20 protein-coding genes and 1 pseudogene are annotated in these 20,289 nt (G+C 71.9%); 12 read left to right on the top strand and 9 right to left on the bottom strand.

From position 1 onward, the window contains the following. Positions 1–450 precede the first annotated feature (450 nt). The 3 genes from ACH4E8_RS09485 to ACH4E8_RS09475 form a co-directional block, all read right to left on the bottom strand. Complete coding sequence (locus ACH4E8_RS09485) at positions 451–1,263, bottom strand: polysaccharide deacetylase family protein (protein WP_398445962.1); 813 nt, start codon at positions 1,261–1,263, stop codon at positions 451–453. Next, positions 1,260–2,600, bottom strand: coding sequence for a glycosyltransferase family 2 protein (locus ACH4E8_RS09480; protein ID WP_398445960.1), 1,341 nt, complete (start codon positions 2,598–2,600; stop codon positions 1,260–1,262). The genes ACH4E8_RS09485 and ACH4E8_RS09480 overlap by 4 nt, the downstream gene beginning before the upstream one ends. A gap of 128 nt (positions 2,601–2,728) precedes the next feature. Then, positions 2,729–3,874: a GNAT family N-acetyltransferase gene (locus ACH4E8_RS09475; protein WP_398445959.1), complete on the bottom strand. Its 1,146-nt coding sequence runs from the start codon at positions 3,872–3,874 to the stop codon at positions 2,729–2,731. Positions 3,875–4,406: 532 nt separating this feature from the next. Here ACH4E8_RS09475 and ACH4E8_RS09470 point away from each other — a divergent pair. The 5 genes from ACH4E8_RS09470 to ACH4E8_RS09450 are packed head-to-tail and all read left to right on the top strand — an operon-like array spanning position 4,407 to position 9,153. Further along, the gene (locus ACH4E8_RS09470) at positions 4,407–6,302 is read left to right on the top strand and encodes an ATP-binding protein (RefSeq protein ID WP_398445957.1); all 1,896 of its coding nucleotides are present in this window, start codon (positions 4,407–4,409) and stop codon (positions 6,300–6,302) included. After that, positions 6,299–6,745: a roadblock/LC7 domain-containing protein gene (locus tag ACH4E8_RS09465; protein ID WP_398445955.1), complete on the top strand. Its 447-nt coding sequence runs from the start codon at positions 6,299–6,301 to the stop codon at positions 6,743–6,745. The genes ACH4E8_RS09470 and ACH4E8_RS09465 overlap by 4 nt, the downstream gene beginning before the upstream one ends. After that, positions 6,742–7,101, top strand: a complete 360-nt coding sequence (locus ACH4E8_RS09460; RefSeq protein ID WP_398445953.1) for a DUF742 domain-containing protein — start codon at positions 6,742–6,744, stop codon at positions 7,099–7,101. The genes ACH4E8_RS09465 and ACH4E8_RS09460 overlap by 4 nt, the downstream gene beginning before the upstream one ends. Further along, on the top strand, positions 7,079–7,864 hold the full coding sequence (locus ACH4E8_RS09455) for a GTP-binding protein (protein WP_398445952.1): 786 nt from the start codon (positions 7,079–7,081) through the stop codon (positions 7,862–7,864). Before ACH4E8_RS09460 ends, ACH4E8_RS09455 begins: the two co-directional genes overlap by 23 nt. Continuing rightward, positions 7,861–9,153, top strand: a complete 1,293-nt coding sequence (locus tag ACH4E8_RS09450) for a cytochrome P450 (protein ID WP_398445950.1) — start codon at positions 7,861–7,863, stop codon at positions 9,151–9,153. The genes ACH4E8_RS09455 and ACH4E8_RS09450 overlap by 4 nt, the downstream gene beginning before the upstream one ends. An 8-nt stretch (positions 9,154–9,161) precedes the next feature. On the opposite strand, the gene ACH4E8_RS09445 is transcribed toward ACH4E8_RS09450, so the two are convergent. Genes ACH4E8_RS09445 through ACH4E8_RS09435 form a run of 3 tightly spaced genes read right to left on the bottom strand, consistent with a single transcriptional unit; the run spans position 9,162 to position 11,736 of the window. Continuing rightward, a complete protein-coding gene (locus ACH4E8_RS09445; protein WP_398445948.1) occupies positions 9,162–9,824 on the bottom strand; it encodes a hypothetical protein in 663 nt (220 codons plus the stop codon). Continuing rightward, positions 9,802–11,274, bottom strand: coding sequence for a hypothetical protein (locus ACH4E8_RS09440; RefSeq protein ID WP_398445946.1), 1,473 nt, complete (start codon positions 11,272–11,274; stop codon positions 9,802–9,804). The genes ACH4E8_RS09445 and ACH4E8_RS09440 overlap by 23 nt, the downstream gene beginning before the upstream one ends. 45 nt (positions 11,275–11,319) lie before the next feature. Next, on the bottom strand, positions 11,320–11,736 hold the full coding sequence (locus tag ACH4E8_RS09435; protein WP_398445945.1) for a hypothetical protein: 417 nt from the start codon (positions 11,734–11,736) through the stop codon (positions 11,320–11,322). A 194-nt stretch (positions 11,737–11,930) separates the two neighbouring features. On the opposite strand from ACH4E8_RS09435, the gene ACH4E8_RS09430 reads away from it, so the two are divergent. The 3 genes and pseudogenes from ACH4E8_RS09430 to ACH4E8_RS09420 form a co-directional block, all read left to right on the top strand. Beyond that, entirely contained in the window at positions 11,931–12,245 is a 315-nt protein-coding gene (locus ACH4E8_RS09430; RefSeq protein WP_398445943.1) for a YrhB domain-containing protein, read from the top strand. Beyond that, entirely contained in the window at positions 12,242–13,513 is a 1,272-nt protein-coding gene (locus tag ACH4E8_RS09425; RefSeq protein ID WP_398445941.1) for a YrhB domain-containing protein, read from the top strand. The genes ACH4E8_RS09430 and ACH4E8_RS09425 overlap by 4 nt, the downstream gene beginning before the upstream one ends. 47 nt (positions 13,514–13,560) lie before the next feature. Next, a pseudogene (locus ACH4E8_RS09420) lies at positions 13,561–13,764 on the top strand (HAD family hydrolase); the annotation flags it as partial. Here ACH4E8_RS09420 and ACH4E8_RS09415 read toward each other — a convergent pair. Next, complete coding sequence (locus ACH4E8_RS09415) at positions 13,765–14,169, bottom strand: hypothetical protein (protein WP_398445939.1); 405 nt, start codon at positions 14,167–14,169, stop codon at positions 13,765–13,767. Positions 14,170–14,231: 62 nt separating this feature from the next. Here ACH4E8_RS09415 and ACH4E8_RS09410 point away from each other — a divergent pair, with 62 nt between their 5' ends. Together ACH4E8_RS09410 and ACH4E8_RS09405 are read left to right on the top strand one after the other, a co-directional pair. After that, entirely contained in the window at positions 14,232–14,969 is a 738-nt protein-coding gene (locus tag ACH4E8_RS09410; RefSeq protein ID WP_398445937.1) for a class I SAM-dependent methyltransferase, read from the top strand. 11 nt (positions 14,970–14,980) lie between these two features. Then, a complete protein-coding gene (locus tag ACH4E8_RS09405) occupies positions 14,981–15,916 on the top strand; it encodes an aminoglycoside phosphotransferase family protein (RefSeq protein ID WP_398445935.1) in 936 nt (311 codons plus the stop codon). Positions 15,917–15,947: 31 nt separating this feature from the next. Here the strand turns inward: ACH4E8_RS09405 and ACH4E8_RS09400 are convergent, their stop codons facing one another. After that, positions 15,948–16,640, bottom strand: coding sequence for an ABC transporter ATP-binding protein (locus ACH4E8_RS09400; protein WP_398445933.1), 693 nt, complete (start codon positions 16,638–16,640; stop codon positions 15,948–15,950). Then, positions 16,640–18,103, bottom strand: a complete 1,464-nt coding sequence (locus ACH4E8_RS09395) for an ABC transporter permease (protein ID WP_398445931.1) — start codon at positions 18,101–18,103, stop codon at positions 16,640–16,642. Before ACH4E8_RS09395 ends, ACH4E8_RS09400 begins: the two co-directional genes overlap by 1 nt. A gap of 218 nt (positions 18,104–18,321) precedes the next feature. On the opposite strand from ACH4E8_RS09395, the gene ACH4E8_RS09390 reads away from it, so the two are divergent. Continuing rightward, positions 18,322–18,984, top strand: a complete 663-nt coding sequence (locus ACH4E8_RS09390; RefSeq protein WP_398445929.1) for a response regulator transcription factor — start codon at positions 18,322–18,324, stop codon at positions 18,982–18,984. Further along, the gene (locus tag ACH4E8_RS09385) at positions 18,981–20,264 is read left to right on the top strand and encodes a sensor histidine kinase (protein ID WP_398445928.1); all 1,284 of its coding nucleotides are present in this window, start codon (positions 18,981–18,983) and stop codon (positions 20,262–20,264) included. The genes ACH4E8_RS09390 and ACH4E8_RS09385 overlap by 4 nt, the downstream gene beginning before the upstream one ends. Positions 20,265–20,289 lie beyond the last annotated feature (25 nt).

Genomic DNA, 20,289 nt, shown 5'->3' with positions numbered 1-20,289 from the left:
GAGCATTGATCTCCGCGGCCCGTGAGTGGTTCTCGCGCAGTTCCCCGCGCCCCTGACAAACCCGCCGCTTCCCTACGGGAGCATTGATCTCCGCGGCCCGTGAGTGGTTCTCGCGCAGTTCCCCGCGCCCCTGACAAACCCGCCGCTTCCCTACGGGAGCATTGATCTCCGCGGCCCGTGAGTGGTTCTCGCGCAGTTCCGCCCCCTATGCCCAGAGGGCATGGGGGCCCCAGCGCCCCTGATTCGCTGCCCCCGTCATGTGCCTGCGGCGCGGAGGACGGGGTTTTAGGGGCGCGGGGAACTGCGCGACAAGCCACAGACGGGCCGCACAAGCCAACGCTCCCGCAGGGAATCGGCGAGAGGCTCTTGGGGCGCGGGGCACCCGCTCCCGCACCCGCACCCGCACCCGCACCCGCACCCGCACCCGCAGGACACGCGCCGCGCGGGGCGTCAGCCTGCGAACGTCGGGCCCTTCAGTGCCGCGCGGGCACGGCGGTAGGCGCGCCAGCCGAGGGTGGGGAGGGAGTCGGGGAAGGGCGCCGTGCGGGCGCCCCGGCCCGCCATCCACTGGGTCACGTCCGCCGCCGTGTGGCCGCGGCGCACGATCAGCCGGGCGATGCGGTACGACTCGTCCCGCTCGGAGCTGAGCGCGTGCCGCACCGCGGCGGCGGAGGCGTACCCCGCCCGCAGCGCCGCCCGCCGCACCCGTCCGCTGTTGTAGCCGTGCGGATAGGCGAGGTGGGCGACCTCGTGGCCGAGCAGGTCCTCCAGCACGTCCTTGGGTTCGCGCAGTTCCTGTTCCAGGGCGCGTGCGCCCAGGGTGTCCAACTGGGCGTGGGTGATGGTGTGGGTGCCGATCTCCATGCCGCGCTGCTCCAGCTCCGGCACCTGGGCGAGCGTCATCATCGGCGCGGGCGGCAGCAGGCTGCGCCGGCCCGGGGTGATGGCGCCGGTGGTCAGGTACGCGGTCGCCGGCAGTGCACGTGCGGCGAGCGCGTCGGCGGTCGGGCCCGGCAGGTCCGCGAAGCCGTCGTCGAAGGTGATCACCACCGGTCGCGGCGGCAGCGGCGCACCGTGCGCGAGGTGGGCGACGAGCGTGCTGATCGGCACCGCGGTGCGCCCGCTGGCCACGATCGCGTCGAGGTGCGCGGCGAAGTCCTTCGGGGTGACGCTGAACTCGGCGATCCAGGCGGGCGGGTCGTCCGTGACGCAGTGGTACAGCAGCACGGGGACGTGCACACCGGGGCTCTGACGGTTCGTCATGACGACTGCTCCTCACGCGCCGTGCGCCGTGCCGGTTCCCAGGGCGGGCGCACTCCCCGCACCTTGCGGCGCGCCCTGACGTATCCGATGGGCCCGGCGAGCATGCCGCGCCGCTCCAGCCGGGACAGCCGGCGCGGCCACGGGTAGTCCTGCGCGCCGTGCGCTCCGGGCACGGCCGCGCCCGCCGAGTCCCGGTGCGCGGTGATGGTGCGGGCGTGGGCGAGGCCGCGCGGCAGCTTCCGCAGCAGCGCGGGGAGCATCGCGGGCCGCCGCACCAGCAGTGCGGTGAGGTACGCGGTGAGCCCGGCGCCGTATCCGTACGCCTGGTTCTCCAGGTCCCGCCAGGTCTCCCGGTGGTGGTGCCACACCAGGGCGTCGGGGCTGTAGCGCAGCCGGTGGCCGGCGACCAGCACGCTCACGAAGGCGTACAGGTCGTCGCCGCCGCGGGCGGGCGTGCCGGTGCCGGTCGCCGGGTCGAAGCCGCCGGCGGCGCGCAGGGCCGCGGCGCGGAAGGCCATGTTCGCGCCGGAACCGAAGCTGCCCGCGGTGAAGGGGAACAGCGGCTCGTCGGCGGGCGGGTCGTTCGGGTCGTACGTGGTGGGCTCGAAGCCCTTCGCGAAGCCGCCGTGGCTCTCCAGCAGGATCTGCGCGGGCGTGCCGAGCCGGGCGGGCAGGATCAGCCCGGTGGTGCAGCCGAGGCCGGGGTCGGCGGCGAAGGGCCGGGTGAGCGCGGTGAGCCAGTGCGGGTCGGCGACGACGTCGTCGTCGGTGAACGCGACGACCTCGCCGTCGGCTTCGGCGACGCCCCGGTTGTGGGCGACGGCGAGCCCGGGCACGGGCTCGTGCACGTAGCGCACGCCCCGCTCCGCGTAGCCGCCGGCGATCAGGTCCCGGGTGGCGCTGGTGACGGGCGCGTTGTCGACCACGACGACCTCGAAGTCCGGGTGGTCCTGGGCGAGCAGGGAGTCCAGCGCGCGGGCGAGTTGGTCGGCGCGCTCGCGGGTGGCGACGACGACGCTGGTGCGCGGCGGGGCGCCGGCGTCCACGGCGTCCGCGGCGGGCACGCCGTTGCGGGCCAGCAGCGCGCGGGCCTCCGTCGCGACCGCGTCCGCCGCGGACTTGCCCGGCGGCACGCGGCAGACGACGGTGGCGACCGGGCGGCCCCGCAGCCGTACCAGCGCGTAGACGTCACCGCCGTCGACGGGCGGCGCGGGCGGGAGCGCGGGGCCGAAGGAGAGGACTTCGCCGTCGGGCCCTGCCAGGTCGAGTTGGGCGACCCGCAGCGGCGCGGGTGCCCGGCCGGGCCCCGCGGGGGCGTTGGACTGCTGCGTACTCATGGATCCGTCTTCCTCGGTGCGTGCGGGTGCCGCGCTGCGGTTCGGGTGGGGTCGGGCCCGCTCGTGGCCTCGTTCGGTGGCCGCGGTCGACGGCCGCGTCCGCTGGCCGCCGTCGCCGGCCGCTGCGTTCAGTGGCCGCGGAGTTTCGCCACCCGGACCAGCGTCCGTTGGGCGAACCCGGCGAGCCGGGGCCTGGCCCGTACGTACCCGTGCGCCAGGCGCGAGGGCTCGCGGCTCAGCCAGGACACCACCGCTCCCGGCCCGGGACGCGTCGCCGCCCCCGCGAAGACCCGCAACTCGCCGGTCTTGAACGCGTCCTTGTACACCGCGGGCCCCTGCCCCAGGTCGAAGGTGGTGACCCCGGCCGCGGCCGCCGCCTCGGCCATCCGCAGATGGAGCACGAGCCCGGGCGAGTAGCGGGCGAACCGGGTGTCGTACGCCGGGAACCAGCAGGCGAGCACGGTCCGCGAGCGCAGGCCGAAGTGCGCGGAGACGGGCTGCCCGCCCGCGTACAGCACGGACAGCACCCCCGAGCAGTCGGCGTCGCGGCCCGCGTGGAGGTCGTGCACCAGTCCGGCGATCCAGTCGGTGGCGAACCGGTCGCCCCGGTGGGTGCGCCGGTACTGCGCGGACTTCCACTCCATCAGCGTGCGCAGCATCGCGGGGTCGCGCTCGTCGAAGACGAACCGCAGGTCGCCCACGCGCCGGGACAGCCGGCGCTCCTTGGCGCGGGTGGACTTCAAGAACTTCGGCGACCGCTTCAGCAGTCGTTCCTCGTACGCGGCGAATCCGTCGGCGAGGTCCATCACCGGGGAATCGAACTCTTCGGTGACGGAGGCGGCGAAAAGGGTTTGCCCGTCTTCGAGGTTGTCGAATTCCCAGGTCGACAACGCACATGCGGACAACAACTCGCGCGCGGTGATCTCCGCTTCGACGCCGGGCGCGAGAATCGCGCCCTGGCAGTCGGAGACGCCGAGGCCGATGGCCCGGCCGCGGCCGAGGGGGCCGCGTTCGAAGGGGAAGAAGCCGACCGCTTCGCCGTCCCTCCACAGAACCGCCACTCTTGCCGCGGGCCGCGCCCGCCCGGTGGCGAGGGTGAACTCGGGCGCCATGAAGGGACTGGCCGTCCCGCCGGCCGCGGCGTGCGCCGCGCGCAGTGCGCGCCATCGCTCGACCTCGGAACGCCCCAGTTCGGCGGGGGCCACCAGCTGGACGCGCACCCCGCGGACGGCGGTCCCGCCGCTCGGCGCCCCGCCACTGCGTACCAGGCTCATCGCAGACCCCCCGGTCCTCCCCGTGAATTCCCGGGACAGGACGGTACCGGGCCATATGCCGACAGGATAGGCACTCCCCACCCGACTGTGTCGATGCTGTGGAGACTTGGGGGAACACGTTACTCGCGCCGCGGACCGGACCCCCGCCCAAGCCGACGAGTCGGCGCGGATCCGGCTTCGCCAACTCATATTCGAACACGGTCAGTTGATCGTAGGATTACGGTGCGCTCCCGTCCCCCTGCGGGAGTCCGACGTGTCCGGGAAGGACTCTGTCTTCAGTGATCGTCGTTTCGAAAGTCGTGGTCGTCCCCGACGACCCGATCACCCTCCGCCGATTCCCACACGACCTCACGTCCCATCCGTCTCTTTCACTTCGCGCGCCCCACTCGTCTCGGGCTTCACATTCGCCCTGGGTTTCGCATTCGCCCCGGGCATCCCGATCACCGCGCGCGTCACATTCGTTCCCCCTTCCGCCCCTGCCGGCGGGACCGCGCCGTAGGGACCCGGGGCCGCGCCCCGGAGCGGACCACAGATGGTGAGCCGAGCCGCCGCGCGGGCCGGCGCACCGCCCGCCGCCCAGGTCAGAACCCCCCTGTGGTGGCCGCTCGCCACCCTCACCGCGGTGGCCGCCGCAGGCGCCTTCACCGCCCTCCACACCCCTGCCGCGCAGTGGCGGATAGCCGCCGGCGGCGGTGCCGCCGTCGCCGTCCTGACGTTCTCCTGGGCTCTGCTGCTCGCCCGGCTGCTGCGCCTGCAACGGAAGGCTTTCGCCGCCCGGTTACGCACCGGCGAGGTGCGCGCGGCCGAGGTGACCCACCTCGCGACCGTCCGTCTCCCGGCGATAGTCGAGCGCAAACGCGCCGGCCAGAGCGTCGCCGACGTCCCCGGACCCCTCTCACCGGCCGCCGACACCGGTGAGGAGTTCGCGAGGGAGTTGGCCGAGGTCGTCGCCGCGCTCGGCTCCGACGAGGGCGCCCGCCGCGAGCGGGCCCTGCGCGACTCGGTGGAGGCCGCCTTCGAGTCCGTGGCCCGGCACATGCACGCGATGGCCACGGTGCAGCAACAGGTGCTCGACGACGTCGAGCAGTCCATCGAGGACCCCCAGCTGATGGCGGGCGTCATGCAGGCCGACCACGCCGCGGCGCAGCTCACCCGCAAGGCGCAGACGCTGCTGGTGATGTGCGGGAGTTGGCCGGCGCGCCGGGAGACCCGGCCCGTGTCGCTGTACGACTGCGTGCGCGGCGCCCAGTCGCGGATCGTCGAGTTCGGCCGGGTGGAGATCCACGGCGGTCAGACGCTGTACGTGGTGCCGTCCGCCGTCGAGGGCCTGATGCACACGGTCGCGGAGCTGTTGGAGAACGCGACCGTGTTCTCCCCCTCCCGCACCCGGGTCGTGGTCACCGTCCGCGAGGTGGGCGCCGGGGCCGTCGTCGAAATCGACGACGCGGGCCTCGGCATGGCGCCGGACGTGCTGGAGCTGGCGACGGCCCGGCTGCGGGACGGCCTGGACCTGACGAACCTGGGCGCGGTGCCCCGGCTGGGGCTGGCGTGCGCGGGCCGGTGGATGCGGGAGCTGGGCTTCGGCGTGGAGCTGTCGACGGCTTCGGCGTACGGCGGCACGCGCGCCGTGGCCTTCCTGCCGTACCGGCTGCTGACGGAGCCGTACGCGCACTTCGCGTCGGCGGGCGAGGCGGTGTTGCCGCAGGCCAGGCCGAACGGGTACGGCGTCGAGACGAGCGCGGGCGTCACAGCCGGCGTCGGTGTCGGAGGCGTCGGTGCCGGGGTCGTCGGCGTCGAGGTCAGTGGCGGCGTCGGTGCGGGTGCCCGGTACGAGCAGTGGGAGTACGGGGAACGTACGTACGAGGAACGGGCCTACGGGGAGCGGGCGCACGGCGCGCACGCCCAAGTACCGGATGCGTACGCGTCGGAGGCGTACGGCACCCGGCCGGAGCAGGGCGTCCCGCACCCCGCGGGCGGCCCGCCCGCCGCTCCCCGGGAGGCGCTGCCGCGGCGGCGCAGCAGGCGGGGCGCGGCGGTGGAGGCAGCGGCGCAGCAGGCGTTGCAGCCCCCGCCGGCACCGGAGCCGCCGGCCCGGGCGGCCGGGTGGACACCGGAGGCCGCGCGGGCGTCCGTCGCCAACGTGGTCTCCGGCTCGCGCCGGGGCCGGGAGAGCGTCGCGGACGGACAGGCCCGGTCCCGTACCCCCGCACACACCCAGGCAGGGACACAGGCACAGATCCGGGCCCGGGCCCAAGCAGCACAGGCTGACGCCGAGGTCCAGGTGCCGGCCCAGGCGCGGGGCCGGACGGCCCGCGCGCAGGCTCCGGCGTGGGCCCAGCACCGCGAACGGGTCCCGGGCTCCGCCCCGGGCCCCCTGACCGAAGCACACCCCAACGATCCCGAAGCATTCCGTGGAGGCAGACCGTGACCGGGACCCTTTCGACCCTTCCGGATCTCGGCTGGCTGCTCAGGCCGTTGATCGAGATCTCCGGCGTGCGGCACGCCGTCGTCGTCTCCGAGGACGGCCTGCGGCTCGGGCACGCCTCCGCGAAGAACCTGTCGGGCCCGGTGCCGGTGTTGAGCGTCGGCGAGGCGGAGGCGCTCTCGGCGGCCTGCGCGGCGATGAACATGACCAGCCGGTCCACCACGTCCCTGCTGTTCGGCGCGGGCGCCGGGGTGCGTCAGTTGATGCTGGAGTCCGAGCACGGCTTCGTGCTGTTCACCCACGCCGGGGTCGGCGCGCACCTGGGCGTGGCGACCGGCACGGACGCGGACGTCGGCCTGGTGGCCCAGCAGATGCAGCTGCTGGTGGTGAAAATCGGCGCACACCTGAGCAGTCAGCCCAGAGATCCCGTGCCCAACCCGTCATGACGGACCGTCCGCAGGAGCGGACGCACCGGGCGGTGCGGCCGTACGTGATCACCGGGGGTCGGGCGGGTGCCGGCGGCGAGCCGCTGCCCTGGGAGGCCCTGGTGGTGGCCACGGACGCCGCCTTCCCCTCGTACCTCCAGCCGGAACACCACACGATCCTGCGGCAGTGCCAGGGCCTGCTGTCGGTGGCCGAGGTGGCCGCGCACCTCGGCCAGCCGCCGTCGGTGGTGCAGGTGCTGCTCTCGGACCTGGTGCAGTGGGGCCTGGTGGCGGTGCGTCCCCCCATCCCGCCGGCCGACCGCACCGACGTGACCATGCTGAGAAAGGTCCTCGATGGGCTCGAACGCCGTCTTTGACGCCGGCCACCGGGAGACCCCCGGCGACCGGGCGCGGCGACAACCCGGGCCGCCCGACCCGCCGGGCACCCCCGACCCCACGCACTCCCCGTACTCCTCGAAGTACTTGGCCCCCACCGTCACCGGCTCGGCCAAGATCTTGGTCGTCGGCCCGTTCGGGGTGGGCAAGACGACGCTGATCGGCACGGTCTCCGAGATCAAGCCGCTGTCCACGGAGGAGGAGGTGACGGAGGCGGGCGCGGCGGTCGACGGAGCGGCGCTCCCGGCCGGCGCGGTGGGCGACGCGTCGGGCGGCGGCTCGAAGTCGACGACGACCGTAGGTCTGGACTTCGGCCGGATCACGATCAACGGCGTGCTCGCGCTCTATCTCTTCGGCACCCCCGGGCAACAGCGCTTCCTGCCGACCTGGCGCGATCTCGCGAAGGGTTCGCTGGGTGCGCTGGCACTGGTCGACGCGCGGGACCCGGAGTCCTCCTTCGAGGCGCTCGACAACTTGGAGGACCTGGGCCTGCCGTTCGCGGTGGCGGTCAACCACTTCCCCGGCAGCCCCCACTACCCGGACGCGGAGCTGCGGGAGGCGCTGGACCTGCTGCCGGGGACGCCGCTGGTGAGCTGTGACGCGCGCGATCCGAGGTCTTCGGTACGGGCGCTGATCGCGCTGCTGCGGCACTTGATCGACGATCGTCAGGCGGCAGAGGCGGCGGCCGGTCCGGCGGCGGACGACTCTGCCGCGGACGGCCCGGCGGCGGGCGGTCCGGCGTGAGCCACCCGCCGCACGCCCACCCCTCGTCGCGAACCGAAGCGTCGCGAACCGAAGCGCCCCGGGCCGGTGCGTCCCGAACCGGTGGTGCGCGCCGCGCCGTCCCACCCACGCTGTACGGCCCCGAGCTGGACGGCGACGCCCTGCCCGCGTTCTACGAGGAGCTACGGCGCTCCCACGGACCGGTGGCGCCGGTGACGATCGCGCCGGGGATCGCCGCGTGGCTCGTGCTGGGCCATCGCGAACTGCTCCGACTCACCCGCGACGAACAGGACTTCTCGCACGACCCGCGCCGCTGGACCCCGCTGCGCGAGGGCCGGGTGCCGCCCGAGTCCCCGATCATGCCCACGGTCGGCTGGCGCCCGGCGCTGCTGTACGCGGACGGGCAACTGCACCGCCGGCTGCGCTCCGCGGTCTCCGCCGCGCTCGCCCGCGTCGACGGCCACCAACTCAGGCGTGACGTCCGGGCCACGGCGGAGGCCCTCATCGCCTCCTTCGCGTCCCGCGGCGAGGCGGACCTGGTGGCGCACTACGCCCGCCGGCTGCCGTCCCGGGTGATCATCCAGCTCCTGGGCCTGGACGAGTGCACCGGCCAGCAGTTGGTGCACGCGATCACGGGCGTGGTCGCCGCGAACGCGGACTCGGTGAACGCGAGCAAGCGGATGAACGCCGTCCTGCTCGCCCTCATCGCCGAGAAGCGCCGCACCCCGGGCGACGACCTCACCTCGGCGCTGCTGCACCACCCGGTGGGCCTCTCCGCCGACGAGGTGCTGCACAACCTGGTCGTCATGTTCACCCTGGGCAACGGCACCACGGTCGACTGGATCGCCACCACCCTGCGCGTGCTGCTGTGCGACCCCGCCTTCCGCTCCTCCCTGACGGGCGGCCACCTCACCGTCGACGACGCCCTCGACCTGGTCCTGTGGCGCCACCCCCCGACCCAGAACGTCCCGGCCCGCTACGCCACCCGCGACCTCACCCTCGGCGGACGCCGCATCAACGCCGGCGACATGCTCCTCCTCGGCATCGCCGCCGCCAACCAGGACCCGGAAGCCCTCCCGACGACCGGCTCCCCCGTCACCGGCAACCGCGCCCACCTCGCCTTCGGCGCGGGCCCCCACACCTGCCCGGCCCAGGACCCGGCCCGCCTGATCGCCCGCACCGCGGTCGACACCGTCCTCCACCGCCTCCCGGACCTGGAACTGTCCGTCCCGGAGTCGTCACTGACGTGGATCAAGTCCCCGTGGACGAAGAGCCTGGCGGCGCTACCGGTACGTTTCCGGCCACGGTGACCCCGTCTTCAGCGACCGCTGCCGGGCGCCGGCGGCGTCACTGACGGCTCGATCACGGACCGCACGTAAACCCGTACCGCGCCGGTCCCCAAGTCGTGCGCGAACAGGTCGACGCAGCGCTGCAGATACCGCCCCTCCGGCGAATCCAACTCATCCGGGCACAGCGTGGTCCGCCGCACCCCTTCAGCGAAGGTCTCCGGCTCGGGCAGCCCCAAGCGGCCGAACGCGGCCGCGGGGCGATAGTCCTTCCCCTTGGGCTCGATGTTGCCCACCATGCGGGTGCCCTCCCGCACGAGCCGCCCCAGGTACCCCTCCGCATCGTCGCGAGGAAGGACGAAGGTCAACAGACCGGTGTCGTAACGCTGTCCGGTCTTGTACCCCGCCCGCCGGTCCGACGCACCCTCAGGAATCCGGATGCCCACCTGCCCGCTCAGCCACTCCGGGGTGGCCCCCTCCGCCCAACAGCAGTTCTTCTCCCGCTCCGCTTGCTCGGAAGAGGCATCGTCGACACCTCGGGCGACGAGGGCGAGTGCGGCACCGACACAGAGCAGGGCGATCAGCGCGATGACAACGGGAAGTCGTCGCCGGCGAGCCCGGCCGGCCTTTTCGCCGACGGTCTTCTCATGCGAATCGTTCATCGGAGATCCACTATCGGCCTTCTTGCTGCTCACGCCCCGGGTCCGTGCGATCACCCGCACGCCCTGGCTGCTCCGGCGCCGGCAGCGGGCCGTCATTCGAAGCGGCCCCGCCCAGATCGTAGTGCTTGACCGAGCTGCTGCCCGCCATGTCGAACTCCTGCGCCACACCCGTGGTGTGAAGGCGGGCCATCTGACCGTCGGGAATGTTCAGCTCGGCTTTTCCCGGCAGGCCGATGGTCACTCCCTTGTCCTTGTCCCAGTTGTAGCGGTCCCAAGCGTTGACCTGGTAGTCGAGAGCCACCTCGGGCTTGCCGCTTTGGTCGGGTACGACGGTGACCACTCCGGTCACGTTGGATCTGGTTGATCCAACGGCGAAGAACCAGTTCTCGTTGGCGTCCTGTGTGAAGGAGAAGTCTCGGTTCTTCGTTTCCACGGGAATGGCGACGGGTTGTCCACCATTCCTCTCGAACTCCGCGAGCGCCGTCCTGCGCCACTGGTCCTGCTCCTCGCGGATGGACGCCTCTATGTGGGTGCGGAAGTCGGGGACGTCGCTCATCATCTTGTCCACAGGGAGCTCCATGTCGCTGCCGCTGTTCCCCAGGTAGTGCGCCATGTGCCTGGACGCGTCGTTGTCGCCCTTCCAGTCGGCGGCCTCGGCGATCAGGTTCATCTTTTCCCTGGTACGGCGTTCGGCCGCGCCGGGCTCTTCGACACCGTACGGGCCGGAGCCACCATCGGGGGCGATCCGTTTGACAGTAGGGGCAAGCAGGCCCGCAGCGAGCAGTTCACTTCGATGCTCGGCCCATAGCTCCGCACGGGCTCGGGGGCTCAGTGACGACCACAGGCGCCGCAGTTCGGCACGCTGCCCGGCGTTCGCCTCGTCCCCCAACGAAGCCAGCTTCATGGCCCGCGGCAGCTGGTCCTCGTCGAGGGAGGTGAATACGGCGTGACCGGCATTGTGCGGATCGCCTCCGTGCGCCCGCCTCAAGGCTCGTTCCAGGGCTGCATCGATCTCCGCCGCGTGGGCCACCAGATTGCTGAGGGTGTCGGCGTACCACTTCAACCGGTCCTTCGTCCGCTGTGAGGTGCCATTCACGTCGCAGTAGGCTTCCGTCACTCGCACCGTCCCATTGGGGCCGTCCGCGACGACGAGCCCGGGATCTGGCCCTGCCGCCCTAGTCGGATCCCCCTGCCGAGCCTCTGCCGTGAGATCTCGGAGCCTCTTTTGGATCGCCGTGAGTTCGCGGGCGGCGTCATCCAGGACAGCAGCGACGCTCGTCGCTTCCTCGCACAGATCAGAGACTTCCTTGGCGGTCTTGCGGACGAAGTCCTTGGTCACGGAAGAGTTGACACCGGTCCATCGAGCTCCGTCGGACTTTTGCAGAAGGCTGCCGTAGACGTCGCCCCTCAGCTCTTCCAGTTCCGCAGCAGCCCTCTTCCAATCGGCAGCGGCCTGACTGACCTTGCCCAGGTCCACTTCCATGAGGTTCGTGTAACTGAAGACCCCCATTGCTCCCCCAAGAACTCGCTACGTCACGTACTTCGAGATCTCCGACACCGGCACCGCGGACCCGTCCCTGCGCCGCAGCGAGGCAGCGACGTGCGCGTCGTCGTCAGCGTGCGACTTCTTGGAGAAGTCGAGATGGTTGGAGATGTGGGCACACATCTGCAGGACCGTCTTGACCTGCGACGTCCAGACTTCAAGCGTGGTGTGCAACTCTCCACCAGAGGCGAGGTTGTGCCCCTGTAGTTCCCTAGCAGCGCGGGCCGTCGTTCCCGCACCGCTCTTGTCTGCTCCAGCACCCGCGAGATCGGAGTGCCTTCGCAACTCGCCGTGTATGCGGAAGGCTTCGTGGCCCACCGCGCCGAGGTCGTCCTGGTGAACCACGAGATCAGTGCCGTTCACCGAGGTCCCGTGCTGTTCCGTGCCGTCGTTGCCCCTCATCGCTGTTCCCCCGCAGCCATTCGATCGAAGAGTCATGCTAAGGCAGTCACTGGCGCACCGTCAGGGATAAACCTGCCACTTCCAGGACCTCTCTGCGCAAGCCCCCCGGGCTCCCTCCGGGTGGCGCGCGGTGCAGACGGCCCAGCGGATATGTTCAGGTCTGTGAGCACGAGACGGGCGGAGGGCTCCGAGCCATGCTGAGCAAGGACGAGGCCCTGGAGGCGGCTAAGCGCTTCCTCGACGAGGCGTACGCCCACAACCAGGATGGCTGGGTCATGGTCGTCGTCGCGGAGAAGTCATACCCGTACTGCGCTGGTTGGATCGTCTTCTTCGACACTCAGGAGGCCATCGACAGCGGAAACCCCTGGGCCGGCCCGATCAGCAAGGTCCTCGTCGTACCCGGCGACGGCTCCCTCCCGTACTTCCCGCCGACGCACGCCACGGCGGACGAGTTCAAGCAGTTCCGCGACACGGGCGTCTGGCCGCCCCGCGTCAGGATGTCGCAGTGAACGCCACCCCCGTGGACGTCGTTCGCCACTGGCTCCAGCACACCTACCACGGGCTCGTCGAGCTCGCCGTCCCCCAGCCCGTGGCGCAGGACGCGCACACCTGGCTCTTCTCCTGCCGGGCCGTCGCCGCGCCCGGGTATCCGCAGACGCCGATGCTGGCCGCGTCCGTGGTCGTGCCCAAGGACGGGAGTCCGCCCTTCCACCCCGCCGCGGACGACCCGTTCGGCGACGCCTCCGCGTACCCCCGTACGCCCCTGGAGCAACGCACTCCGCAGGCCCGTGCGCGGCGGCTGAACGCCCGTGGGTGCGTCGTCACGTCGGCCGCGCAGATCGCCGGCGGGGCGGCGTCCTCTCCGCTGCCGTGGCAGCCGGCGCATGAGGCGCCCGGGTGGTGGGAGCTGCTGCTCCGCCGCTACTTCCCGACCGCGGAGCAACTGCACTGCAGCACCTGGGACGAGGTCATCAGACACGTCAAGGAGACCGGCCCCGGTACGCACGGCGTGGTGTGGGTGCGCCGTGCCGTCGGCGGTGCGGAAGCCAGCGGACACCTGATGAACGTCCTCAACGACGGCGGTGACGCGGTGTTCCTGGACGGCATGAAGGGCGGCCTCGGCCGTCTGGACACGACCGGCGTGGTCGAACTCGTCCTCGCCCGGGTCAGCGGCTCCGCGCCGGCGACTGCCGAGGACCTCGACGCGGCGCGCCACAAGGCGGAGGCATGGCTCCGCGGGGCGTATCAGGAGCCCGTGGAGCTGGTCGCGCCGAACCCGGGTGACGAGACCGCCCGCGGCTGGTTGTTCGCCATCCAGACGGTCGCGCATCGACACGGGGGCGACTGGCAGGACGCGATGGTCGACGCGTCCCTCGTCGTCCCGAAGGACGCCGAGCCGCCTTTCCTCCTCCCTAACTCGGATCCATGGGCCCGCTTCGCCGCGTGGGACCGCGGCGAGCCCGTCGGCCCCACGCCCGCGCCGGGTCCGGCGGCCTGGTTCGCCCCCACGATGCAGCAGCTCGGCCAGGTGCTGTCCGTCACCGCCCACACGACGCTCAGCCAGGCGGTGGGCGCGCTGCATGCGCTTCCGCCCGGTGCGCGGGCGTTGGTGTGGGTGCTTCGCGCGGACGGTCAGGGTCGTTCGGCGACCGGACTCCTGCTCACCGGATTCCACTCGCCGCAGGGCGTCGTGGGTCTCGTCGACGGCTCGGCGCGGGAGTTCACCGGGGTCGACGGGCTGCGGGAGTGCGGGGTCCGGGTCATCCGCTACCGGTGAGCGGGCCGCGTATCGATTGACCGGTCGCTCCACCGCCGCCCGCGCGGTCCCTCGAAGTGATCTGCGCGCACGACGCGGACAAGCTCGAATGCCTGCTCCAGGCCATCGAGTACCGCGAGCAGGGCTGTTCGAACGTGCAGCCGTGGATCGACAGCAGCGTCGCGAAGCTCAAGACGTCCTCCGCCCAGTCCCTCGCCGATGCGGCGCTCACCATGACCTCGATCGACTGGCAGCAGACGTACCTGCGCTGATCAGTCCCCCGACGAGACGGCCCCCAGCGCCGCCAACACCCTCCCCTTCAGGACCTCGTACTCCTCGTGCCGGCGCGGCAAGCGGCCCGGCGGGCGTTGGACCGCGCGGCCGGGGGTGATTATTTGGCCCTGGCGGAACTGTTCTCGGGTCAGGTCGATCTCGGTGCCGTCGGGGAGTCGGTTCCACCAGTGGTAGCCGTGGTCCGCGCCGTCGAGGGTGACTTCGCCGAGGAGGAGGTGTCCGCCGAGGAGGTCGTGGACGACGAGGGCGGTGATGTCGCATTGGCCGCGCGCCGGGTTGTCGGGGGTCCACGGGGCCCGCGCGATGTCGTCGGGTGAGCAGATGTCGGCGGCCCAACTGGCGTGCAGGGCACGGGCAATGGCGCTGTGTGGACGGGCTGTCATGGGGCCACCGTCGCAGACGGCACTGACAGTGCGGCCCCGGCGCCTGGCCCTAGGCTGCGACGATGCAGCCCGCAGAGGAGACGAACGACTACGACGGCTTCGCGGCCGCATATTCCGCGGAGAACGAGAACGGCCTCGTCAACGCGTACTACGAGCGGCCCGCGATGCTCGGGCTCGTCGGGGACGTGGCCGGGCGGCGGGTGCTGGACGCCGGTTGTGGGGCGGGGCCGCTGACCGCGGCGTTGCGGGAGCGGGGGGCGGTCGTCACCGGGATCGACGCCAGTGCCGGGATGGTGGCGCTGGCCAGGAGGCGGCTGGGGGACGGCGCCCGGCTGCACGTGGGCGATCTGGGCGATCCGCTGCCGTTCGGCGACGACGCGTTCGACGACGTGGTGGCGTCGCTCGTACTGCACTACTTGGAGGACTGGGGGCCGACGCTGGGCGAGTTGGGACGGGTGATCCGGCCCGGTGGGCGACTGATCGCGTCGGTGGGCCATCCGTTCACGGCGTACGCGCACCGGGACCCGCGGCCCGACTACCACGCGACGACCAGTTACACCTTCGACTGGTCGCTGAACGGGCGGTCCGTGCCGATGCGGCTCTGGCGCCGGCCGTTGCACGCGATGACGGACGCCTTCGCAGCGGCCGGGTTCAGGATCGCCGGCATCAGCGAGCCGCTGCCCGATCCGGCGGCCCGGGAGCTGTTCCCGGAGGGGTTCCGGGAGCTTTCGACGCGGCCCAACTTCCTGTTCTTCGTGCTCGAACGGCCGGACGATCGCGGTTCGTCCGGCCGCCCGTAAAGTGGGTTCGCATGACCGAATCCGAGATCGAGATCACCGAAGACCTGATCCGCGACCTGCTCAAGGAACAGCACCCGGACCTCGCAGGACTCGCCGTGCGCGAAGTGGTGGGCGGGTGGGGCAACCAGATGTGGCGCCTCGGGGACGACCTGGCCGTGCGCGTTCCGCGTGCGGAAGGCGCCCCGGAGCTCCTGCTCAAGGAGCGCCGGTGGCTGCCCGAGCTGGCAGCGCGGCTGCCGCTGCCCGTCCCCGAGCCCGTGCGGATCGGCGAGCCGTCCGCGCGCTTCCCGAAGCCGTGGACGGTCATGACGTGGGTCCCGGGCGAGCCGCTGGACCGCAGCGCCATCAGCCGCGGTGACCACGCGGCCGACGTGCTGGCCGGCTTCCTCACGGCGCTCCACGTGGCGGCGCCCGAGGACGCGCCGGTCGGTGCGGACCGCGGGGACCACCCCGCGAAGTACGCGGACGGCTTCGACCAGTTCCTCCGGGCCGTGGACGACCTCGGCGACGTCGAGAAGGACGTCCGGGCCGTCTGGGACGACGCCGTCGCGGCGCCCGGGTGGGCGGGCCCGCCGGTGTGGGTGCACGGCGACCTCCACCCGGCGAACGTCGTCGTCGCGGACGGGACGCTCGCCGGTGTCGTCGACTTCGGCGACCTGCTCGCCGGGGACCCGGCGTGGGACCTCGCCGCCGCGTGGGTGCTCCTCCCGGAGGGCGCCGCCGCGCGCTTCTTCGAGGCGTACGGGGGTACGGGTACGGGCTCGGGCACGGGTGCGGACGGGGCTACGGTCCGCCGCGCCCGCGGGCTGGCCGCGCTGAAGTGCCTGTTCCTGATGTTGATGGGGCAGAACGGGGACCGGGGCCTGCCCGGCGGCAAGCCGGCGTGGGGGCCCGCGGGCCGGGCGGCGCTCGGTCGCGTACTGCGGTACCGGGCCGAAGGCGCATGACGTAGCGCTCAGGACATGGCTGACGAGGTGTCTACCGGGCGGCGCCGAGCTTGCCCCGCTTCAGTTGCAGCACCTCGTCCGACGCGTCCGCCACCTCGCGCGAGTGCGTCACCACCACCACGCACTTGCCCTCGTCGTGGGCGAGCTTCTGGAAGACGGCGACGATGCCGGCCGCCGTTTCGTGGTCGAGGCTGCCGGTGGGTTCGTCGGCGAAGAGGACGTCGACCTCGCAGGCCAGCGCGCGGGCGATGGCGACGCGTTGCTGCTGGCCGCCGGAGAGTTGCAGGGTGCGGCGGCGGTGGTCGACGGCCTCGACCCCGAGGAGGTCCAGGAGTTCGGCGGCGCGCTGCGCCTTCTTGCCGCCCCGCACCCCGGTGATCTCCATGGCAGAGGTGATGTTCTGGACCGCCGTCATGTACGTGAGCAGGTTCAGCGACTGGAAGACGGTGGCGACGTGGCGGTTGCGGTAGCGGCCGAGGCCCAGTTCCGCGACGTCCCGGCCGCGGAAGCGGACGCTGCCGGAGCTGGGTGAGTCCAGGCCGCTGGCGAGCGAGAGCAGGGTCGTCTTGCCGCTGCCGGACGGGCCGATCACGGCGTACATGCGGCCCGGTTCGAAGGCGTAGCTGACGCCTTTGAGCACGGTGCGCTTGCGGTTGCCGCTCTGGTAGGAGCGGGTGACGTCGACGAGTTCGAGCACGGGTGCCTGCGTGGGGGAGGTCATCATCAGGAGCCCTTCGTGAGGATGTCGCGCGGGTGGAGGCGCAGCACGCGCGCACCGGGGACGAGCGTGGCGAGGGCGGCGATGCCGAGGCCGGTGGCGCCGACCTTGGCGATGTCGGCGGCGCCGAGTCGTACGTCGAGCGAGTCGATGGGCTCGGCCTCCGGGTCGTTCTCGGCGGGGACGGGGACTGGGCCTCCGGCGCCGATGGTGGTGCTGCTGTTGTTGCCGGCGGCGTCGTCCTCGTTCGCGGCGGACTCCTTGGCGGATGACACCTCGCTGGACAGCAGCCGGTCGCCGACGGCCTGGGACAGGAACTGGCTGCCCGCCGCGGCGAGGCCCACCGCGATCAGCGCGCAGGCGACGACCTCCACCAGGTGCTGGCCGAGCAGCTTGGGCTTCTTCTCGCCGAGGGAGAGCAGGACGCCCAGCTCCATGCGGCGTTCGCGCAGCGAGGAGGCGACGATCAGGGCGAGGATGACGGTGCCGGCGAGGGCGACGAGCCAGACCGTGACGGTCGCGAAGTCCGCGGTCTTGTTGATGGGGCCGACGAGTTGCTTGTACTGCTTGTCGTTGACGGTCATCGGGAAGACCTTCAGGTCGGCGCCGGCGGCCTTCGCGTCCTCCTTCAGCCGGGCGACGTCCGCGGGGTCGGCGAGGGTGAAGGTGGCCTGCCTGAGCGCTCCCCCGTCGGGGCCCGTCTTCTTGCCGAGGAGCCGGCTGGCACCGTCCGGGGTGACGTAGAGCTGGTTCGCCGGTTCCATCATGGCGGGCACGTACTGGCGGGATTCCGGGGTGCCGCTGGAGTAGATGCCGACGACCGTGAACGTGAACTCGGTCTCGTTCCTCTTCTTGCTGATGTCCGGCAGTTCGCCGAACTTCAGCTTGATTTTGTCGCCGACCTTCCAGCCGTTGTGCTTGGCCAGGCGCTGCTCGACCACGACCTCCTCGATGGTGCTCTTCGAGTTGATTCCCCGCCCGGCGACGATCTCCGCCTCGCCGTTGCGGAACGAGGCCACCGACTGCTGGTCGCGTATCCCGTCGGCCCGGAAGATGTCGAGGCCGTCCGGTTGGGTGCCGGCCGGTCGCGGCACCGCCCGGTACAGCTTCGATCCTGCGGTGGGCGCGGCCATGGATTCCGTCGCGTAATTGCACCGCTTGACCACGGACGACTCGCAGATCTTGTCGACCACGCCGCGCGGCAGGTCACCCTCCGGGCCTATCACGCCGGGCATGGTGCCGTTGTTCTCGGCGCCCCCTCCCGATTCGATCAGGGCGTTCACGTCCAACTGCATGGTGGCGACGGCGCCGACGCGCCCCTTCGCGTCGTCGGCCGCCCGCGCCGCCGCGGACTGGATGAGGAATCCGGAGAGCACCAGGGTGCAGATGACGAAGAAGAGACCGACCAGCATCAGGGTCTTTCCTAGGTGGCTGGTCAGCCGCCACCACGCCCGTTTGAAGAGGTTCATTGCGTACGAAGACTCCTTGCCCGGCGAATTCGGTGAAATCGCAAGTCAACGTAGTCAGGGCGTGATGTGTGCGGCATTTGTCGAGCGGGCGGTCCGGCCGGGCGCTCATACACAGTTCACATACCGCGTCTGATAGGTGTGGGGAGGGCTGGTGACCGGGGTGTCGAATGCGCCGGTGAATTCACAGGAAACGGTTGCGGGAAAAGAGGGGGCGGGTCGTGCGCGTGCTGGTGGTGGAGGACGAGCTGTACATGGCGCGGGTCCTGGAGATCGGGCTGCGCCGCGAGGCCATCGCCGTGGACATCGTGCACGACGGGGAGGCCGCCTTGGAGAAGCTGGCGGTGTACGACTACGACGCCGTGGTCCTCGATCGCGACCTGCCCGGCGTCCACGGCGACGAGGTCTGCCGGCGCGTCGTCGCGATGCGTCTGGAGTGCCGCGTGCTGATGCTCACGGCCGCGGGGCGGCTGGGCGACAAGGTCGAGGGGCTCGGCCTCGGTGCGGACGACTATCTGGCGAAGCCGTTCGACTTCCCGGAACTCGTGGCCCGCCTGCGGGCGTTGTACCGGCGCAGCCCCATGGTCCACTCCCCCGTCCTCACCTTCGCCGACCTGGCCTTCGACACCCATCGCCGCCGCGTGCTGCGCGCGGGGCGCGAGGTGCGGCTGACGCCGAAGGAGCTGGCGGTGTTGGAGTTGCTGATGCGCGCCGAAGGCGGCGTACTGAGCGCCGAGTACCTGTTGGACAAGGCGTGGGACGCGCACGCGGATCCGCTGACCAATGCGGTGCGCCTGGTCGTGCACACGTTGCGGCGCAAGCTCGGTGAGCCCCGGTTGGTGCACACGGCGATCAGCGCGGGCTACTACCTGGGCGTGAAGTGAAGCGCCCGCCCTGGCGGCCGGGCCCGAGGCGGCCCGGGCGGACCCGCAGCATCCACGCCCGGCTCTTCCTCGGCTTCGCGGGCGCGCTCGTCGCCTGCGCCGTGCTGATGGTCGCCGTGATCTACACCGGCATGCGGTTCGTCCCGACGTACGACTTCCGGGACACCGTCGTCGTCTCGGACGCCGACGTGCGGCGCCCGGTGCCCTACGTCGGGGAGCCGTTCCCCGAGACGAGCGTTCCGCCGGGGCTCCTGCCCGGCCCCAGGGTGGACGGGTCGATCAGCAGCAAGGAGGACGTGTGGAACGCGGTGCTGTGGCTGTCCGTCTGCGGCCTGCTGCTGGTGACGGCGATCGGCCTGGCCGTGGGCTGGCGGCTGTCGAAGCGGCTGCTCGCGCCCCTCGGGGACATCAGCCGGGCCGCCGCGCAGGCCGCCGACGGCCAGTTGCAGTACCGCATCGCCGCGGACGGCCCCGCCGACGAACTCAAGCAGCTCGCCGACACCTTCGACACGATGCTCGCCCGCCTGGAGGAGTCCTTCGCCGCGCATCAGCGCTTCGCGGCCAACGCCTCGCACGAACTGCTCACCCCGCTGGCCACCACCCGCGCCGTCCTCCAGATCGCCGCCGCCGACCCCAGCGGCGAGGAGTTCGCCGAGCTCGCCCCGATGCTCGTCGAGACGAACGAACGCAACATCACCGTCGTCCAAGCGCTCCTCGCCCTCGCGTCGGCCGACCACGCCCCCTTCGACCCCGAGCCCGTCGACCTCACGGCCCTCGCCGCGGACGCGACCGCCGAACGCGCCGCGCAGGCCACCACGGCTGACCTGCGCTTGACCGCCGACGTCGAGCCCGGCTGCACCGTCCCCGGCAACGCGACGCTGCTCCGCCAACTCCTGCTGAACCTCGTCGACAACGCCCTGACGTACAACGAGCCCGGCGGCTCGGTGCACCTCGCGGTGCTGCGCGACGACGAAGCCGTCGTCATCGACGTGGAGAACACCGGCCCCCTCGTCGACGACGTCGTGGCCGGCCGCCTCTTCGAGCCCTTCTACCGCGAGCAGTCCCGCGTCACCAGCGACCGCTCCGGCCACGGCCTGGGCCTCGCCCTCGTCCGCTCGATCGCCCGCGCCCACCACGGCACGGCAACGGCCCGCGCGAACCCCGACGGGGGGTTGACGGTACGGGCGAGGCTGCCGCGGATTGAAGGGAACGGTCATGGTCGACCGCCTCACCATCACCGGCGCCAGGGGCCATCCGGCGCCCGATCGGCAAATGAGTAGCGCGTCGTAACGGGTCTCGGAACAC

Source organism: Streptomyces sp. NPDC017979, from assembly GCF_044328175.1.
Lineage (GTDB): Bacteria > Actinomycetota > Actinomycetes > Streptomycetales > Streptomycetaceae > Streptomyces.
Note: the sequence above shows the minus strand (reverse complement) of the source record. Positions and strands in the feature narration are given on the sequence as shown.

What these genes read in the sequence shown, in the direction of transcription:
- ACH4E8_RS09460 (WP_398445953.1), top strand. Translation starts at nt 6,742, where the DNA reads ATGACGGACCGTCCGCAGGAGCGGACGCACCGGGCGGTGCGGCCGTAC.
- ACH4E8_RS09480 (WP_398445960.1), bottom strand. Translation starts at nt 2,600, where the DNA reads ATGAGTACGCAGCAGTCCAACGCCCCCGCGGGGCCCGGCCGGGCACCC.
- ACH4E8_RS09410 (WP_398445937.1), top strand. Translation starts at nt 14,232, where the DNA reads ATGCAGCCCGCAGAGGAGACGAACGACTACGACGGCTTCGCGGCCGCA.
- ACH4E8_RS09435 (WP_398445945.1), bottom strand. Translation starts at nt 11,736, where the DNA reads ATGAGGGGCAACGACGGCACGGAACAGCACGGGACCTCGGTGAACGGC.
- ACH4E8_RS09455 (WP_398445952.1), top strand. Translation starts at nt 7,079, where the DNA reads ATGGGCTCGAACGCCGTCTTTGACGCCGGCCACCGGGAGACCCCCGGC.
- ACH4E8_RS09470 (WP_398445957.1), top strand. Translation starts at nt 4,407, where the DNA reads ATGGTGAGCCGAGCCGCCGCGCGGGCCGGCGCACCGCCCGCCGCCCAG.
- ACH4E8_RS09400 (WP_398445933.1), bottom strand. Translation starts at nt 16,640, where the DNA reads ATGATGACCTCCCCCACGCAGGCACCCGTGCTCGAACTCGTCGACGTC.
- ACH4E8_RS09440 (WP_398445946.1), bottom strand. Translation starts at nt 11,274, where the DNA reads ATGGAAGTGGACCTGGGCAAGGTCAGTCAGGCCGCTGCCGATTGGAAG.
- ACH4E8_RS09485 (WP_398445962.1), bottom strand. Translation starts at nt 1,263, where the DNA reads ATGACGAACCGTCAGAGCCCCGGTGTGCACGTCCCCGTGCTGCTGTAC.
- ACH4E8_RS09395 (WP_398445931.1), bottom strand. Translation starts at nt 18,103, where the DNA reads ATGAACCTCTTCAAACGGGCGTGGTGGCGGCTGACCAGCCACCTAGGA.
- ACH4E8_RS09475 (WP_398445959.1), bottom strand. Translation starts at nt 3,874, where the DNA reads ATGAGCCTGGTACGCAGTGGCGGGGCGCCGAGCGGCGGGACCGCCGTC.
- ACH4E8_RS09415 (WP_398445939.1), bottom strand. Translation starts at nt 14,169, where the DNA reads ATGACAGCCCGTCCACACAGCGCCATTGCCCGTGCCCTGCACGCCAGT.
- ACH4E8_RS09405 (WP_398445935.1), top strand. Translation starts at nt 14,981, where the DNA reads ATGACCGAATCCGAGATCGAGATCACCGAAGACCTGATCCGCGACCTG.
- ACH4E8_RS09430 (WP_398445943.1), top strand. Translation starts at nt 11,931, where the DNA reads ATGCTGAGCAAGGACGAGGCCCTGGAGGCGGCTAAGCGCTTCCTCGAC.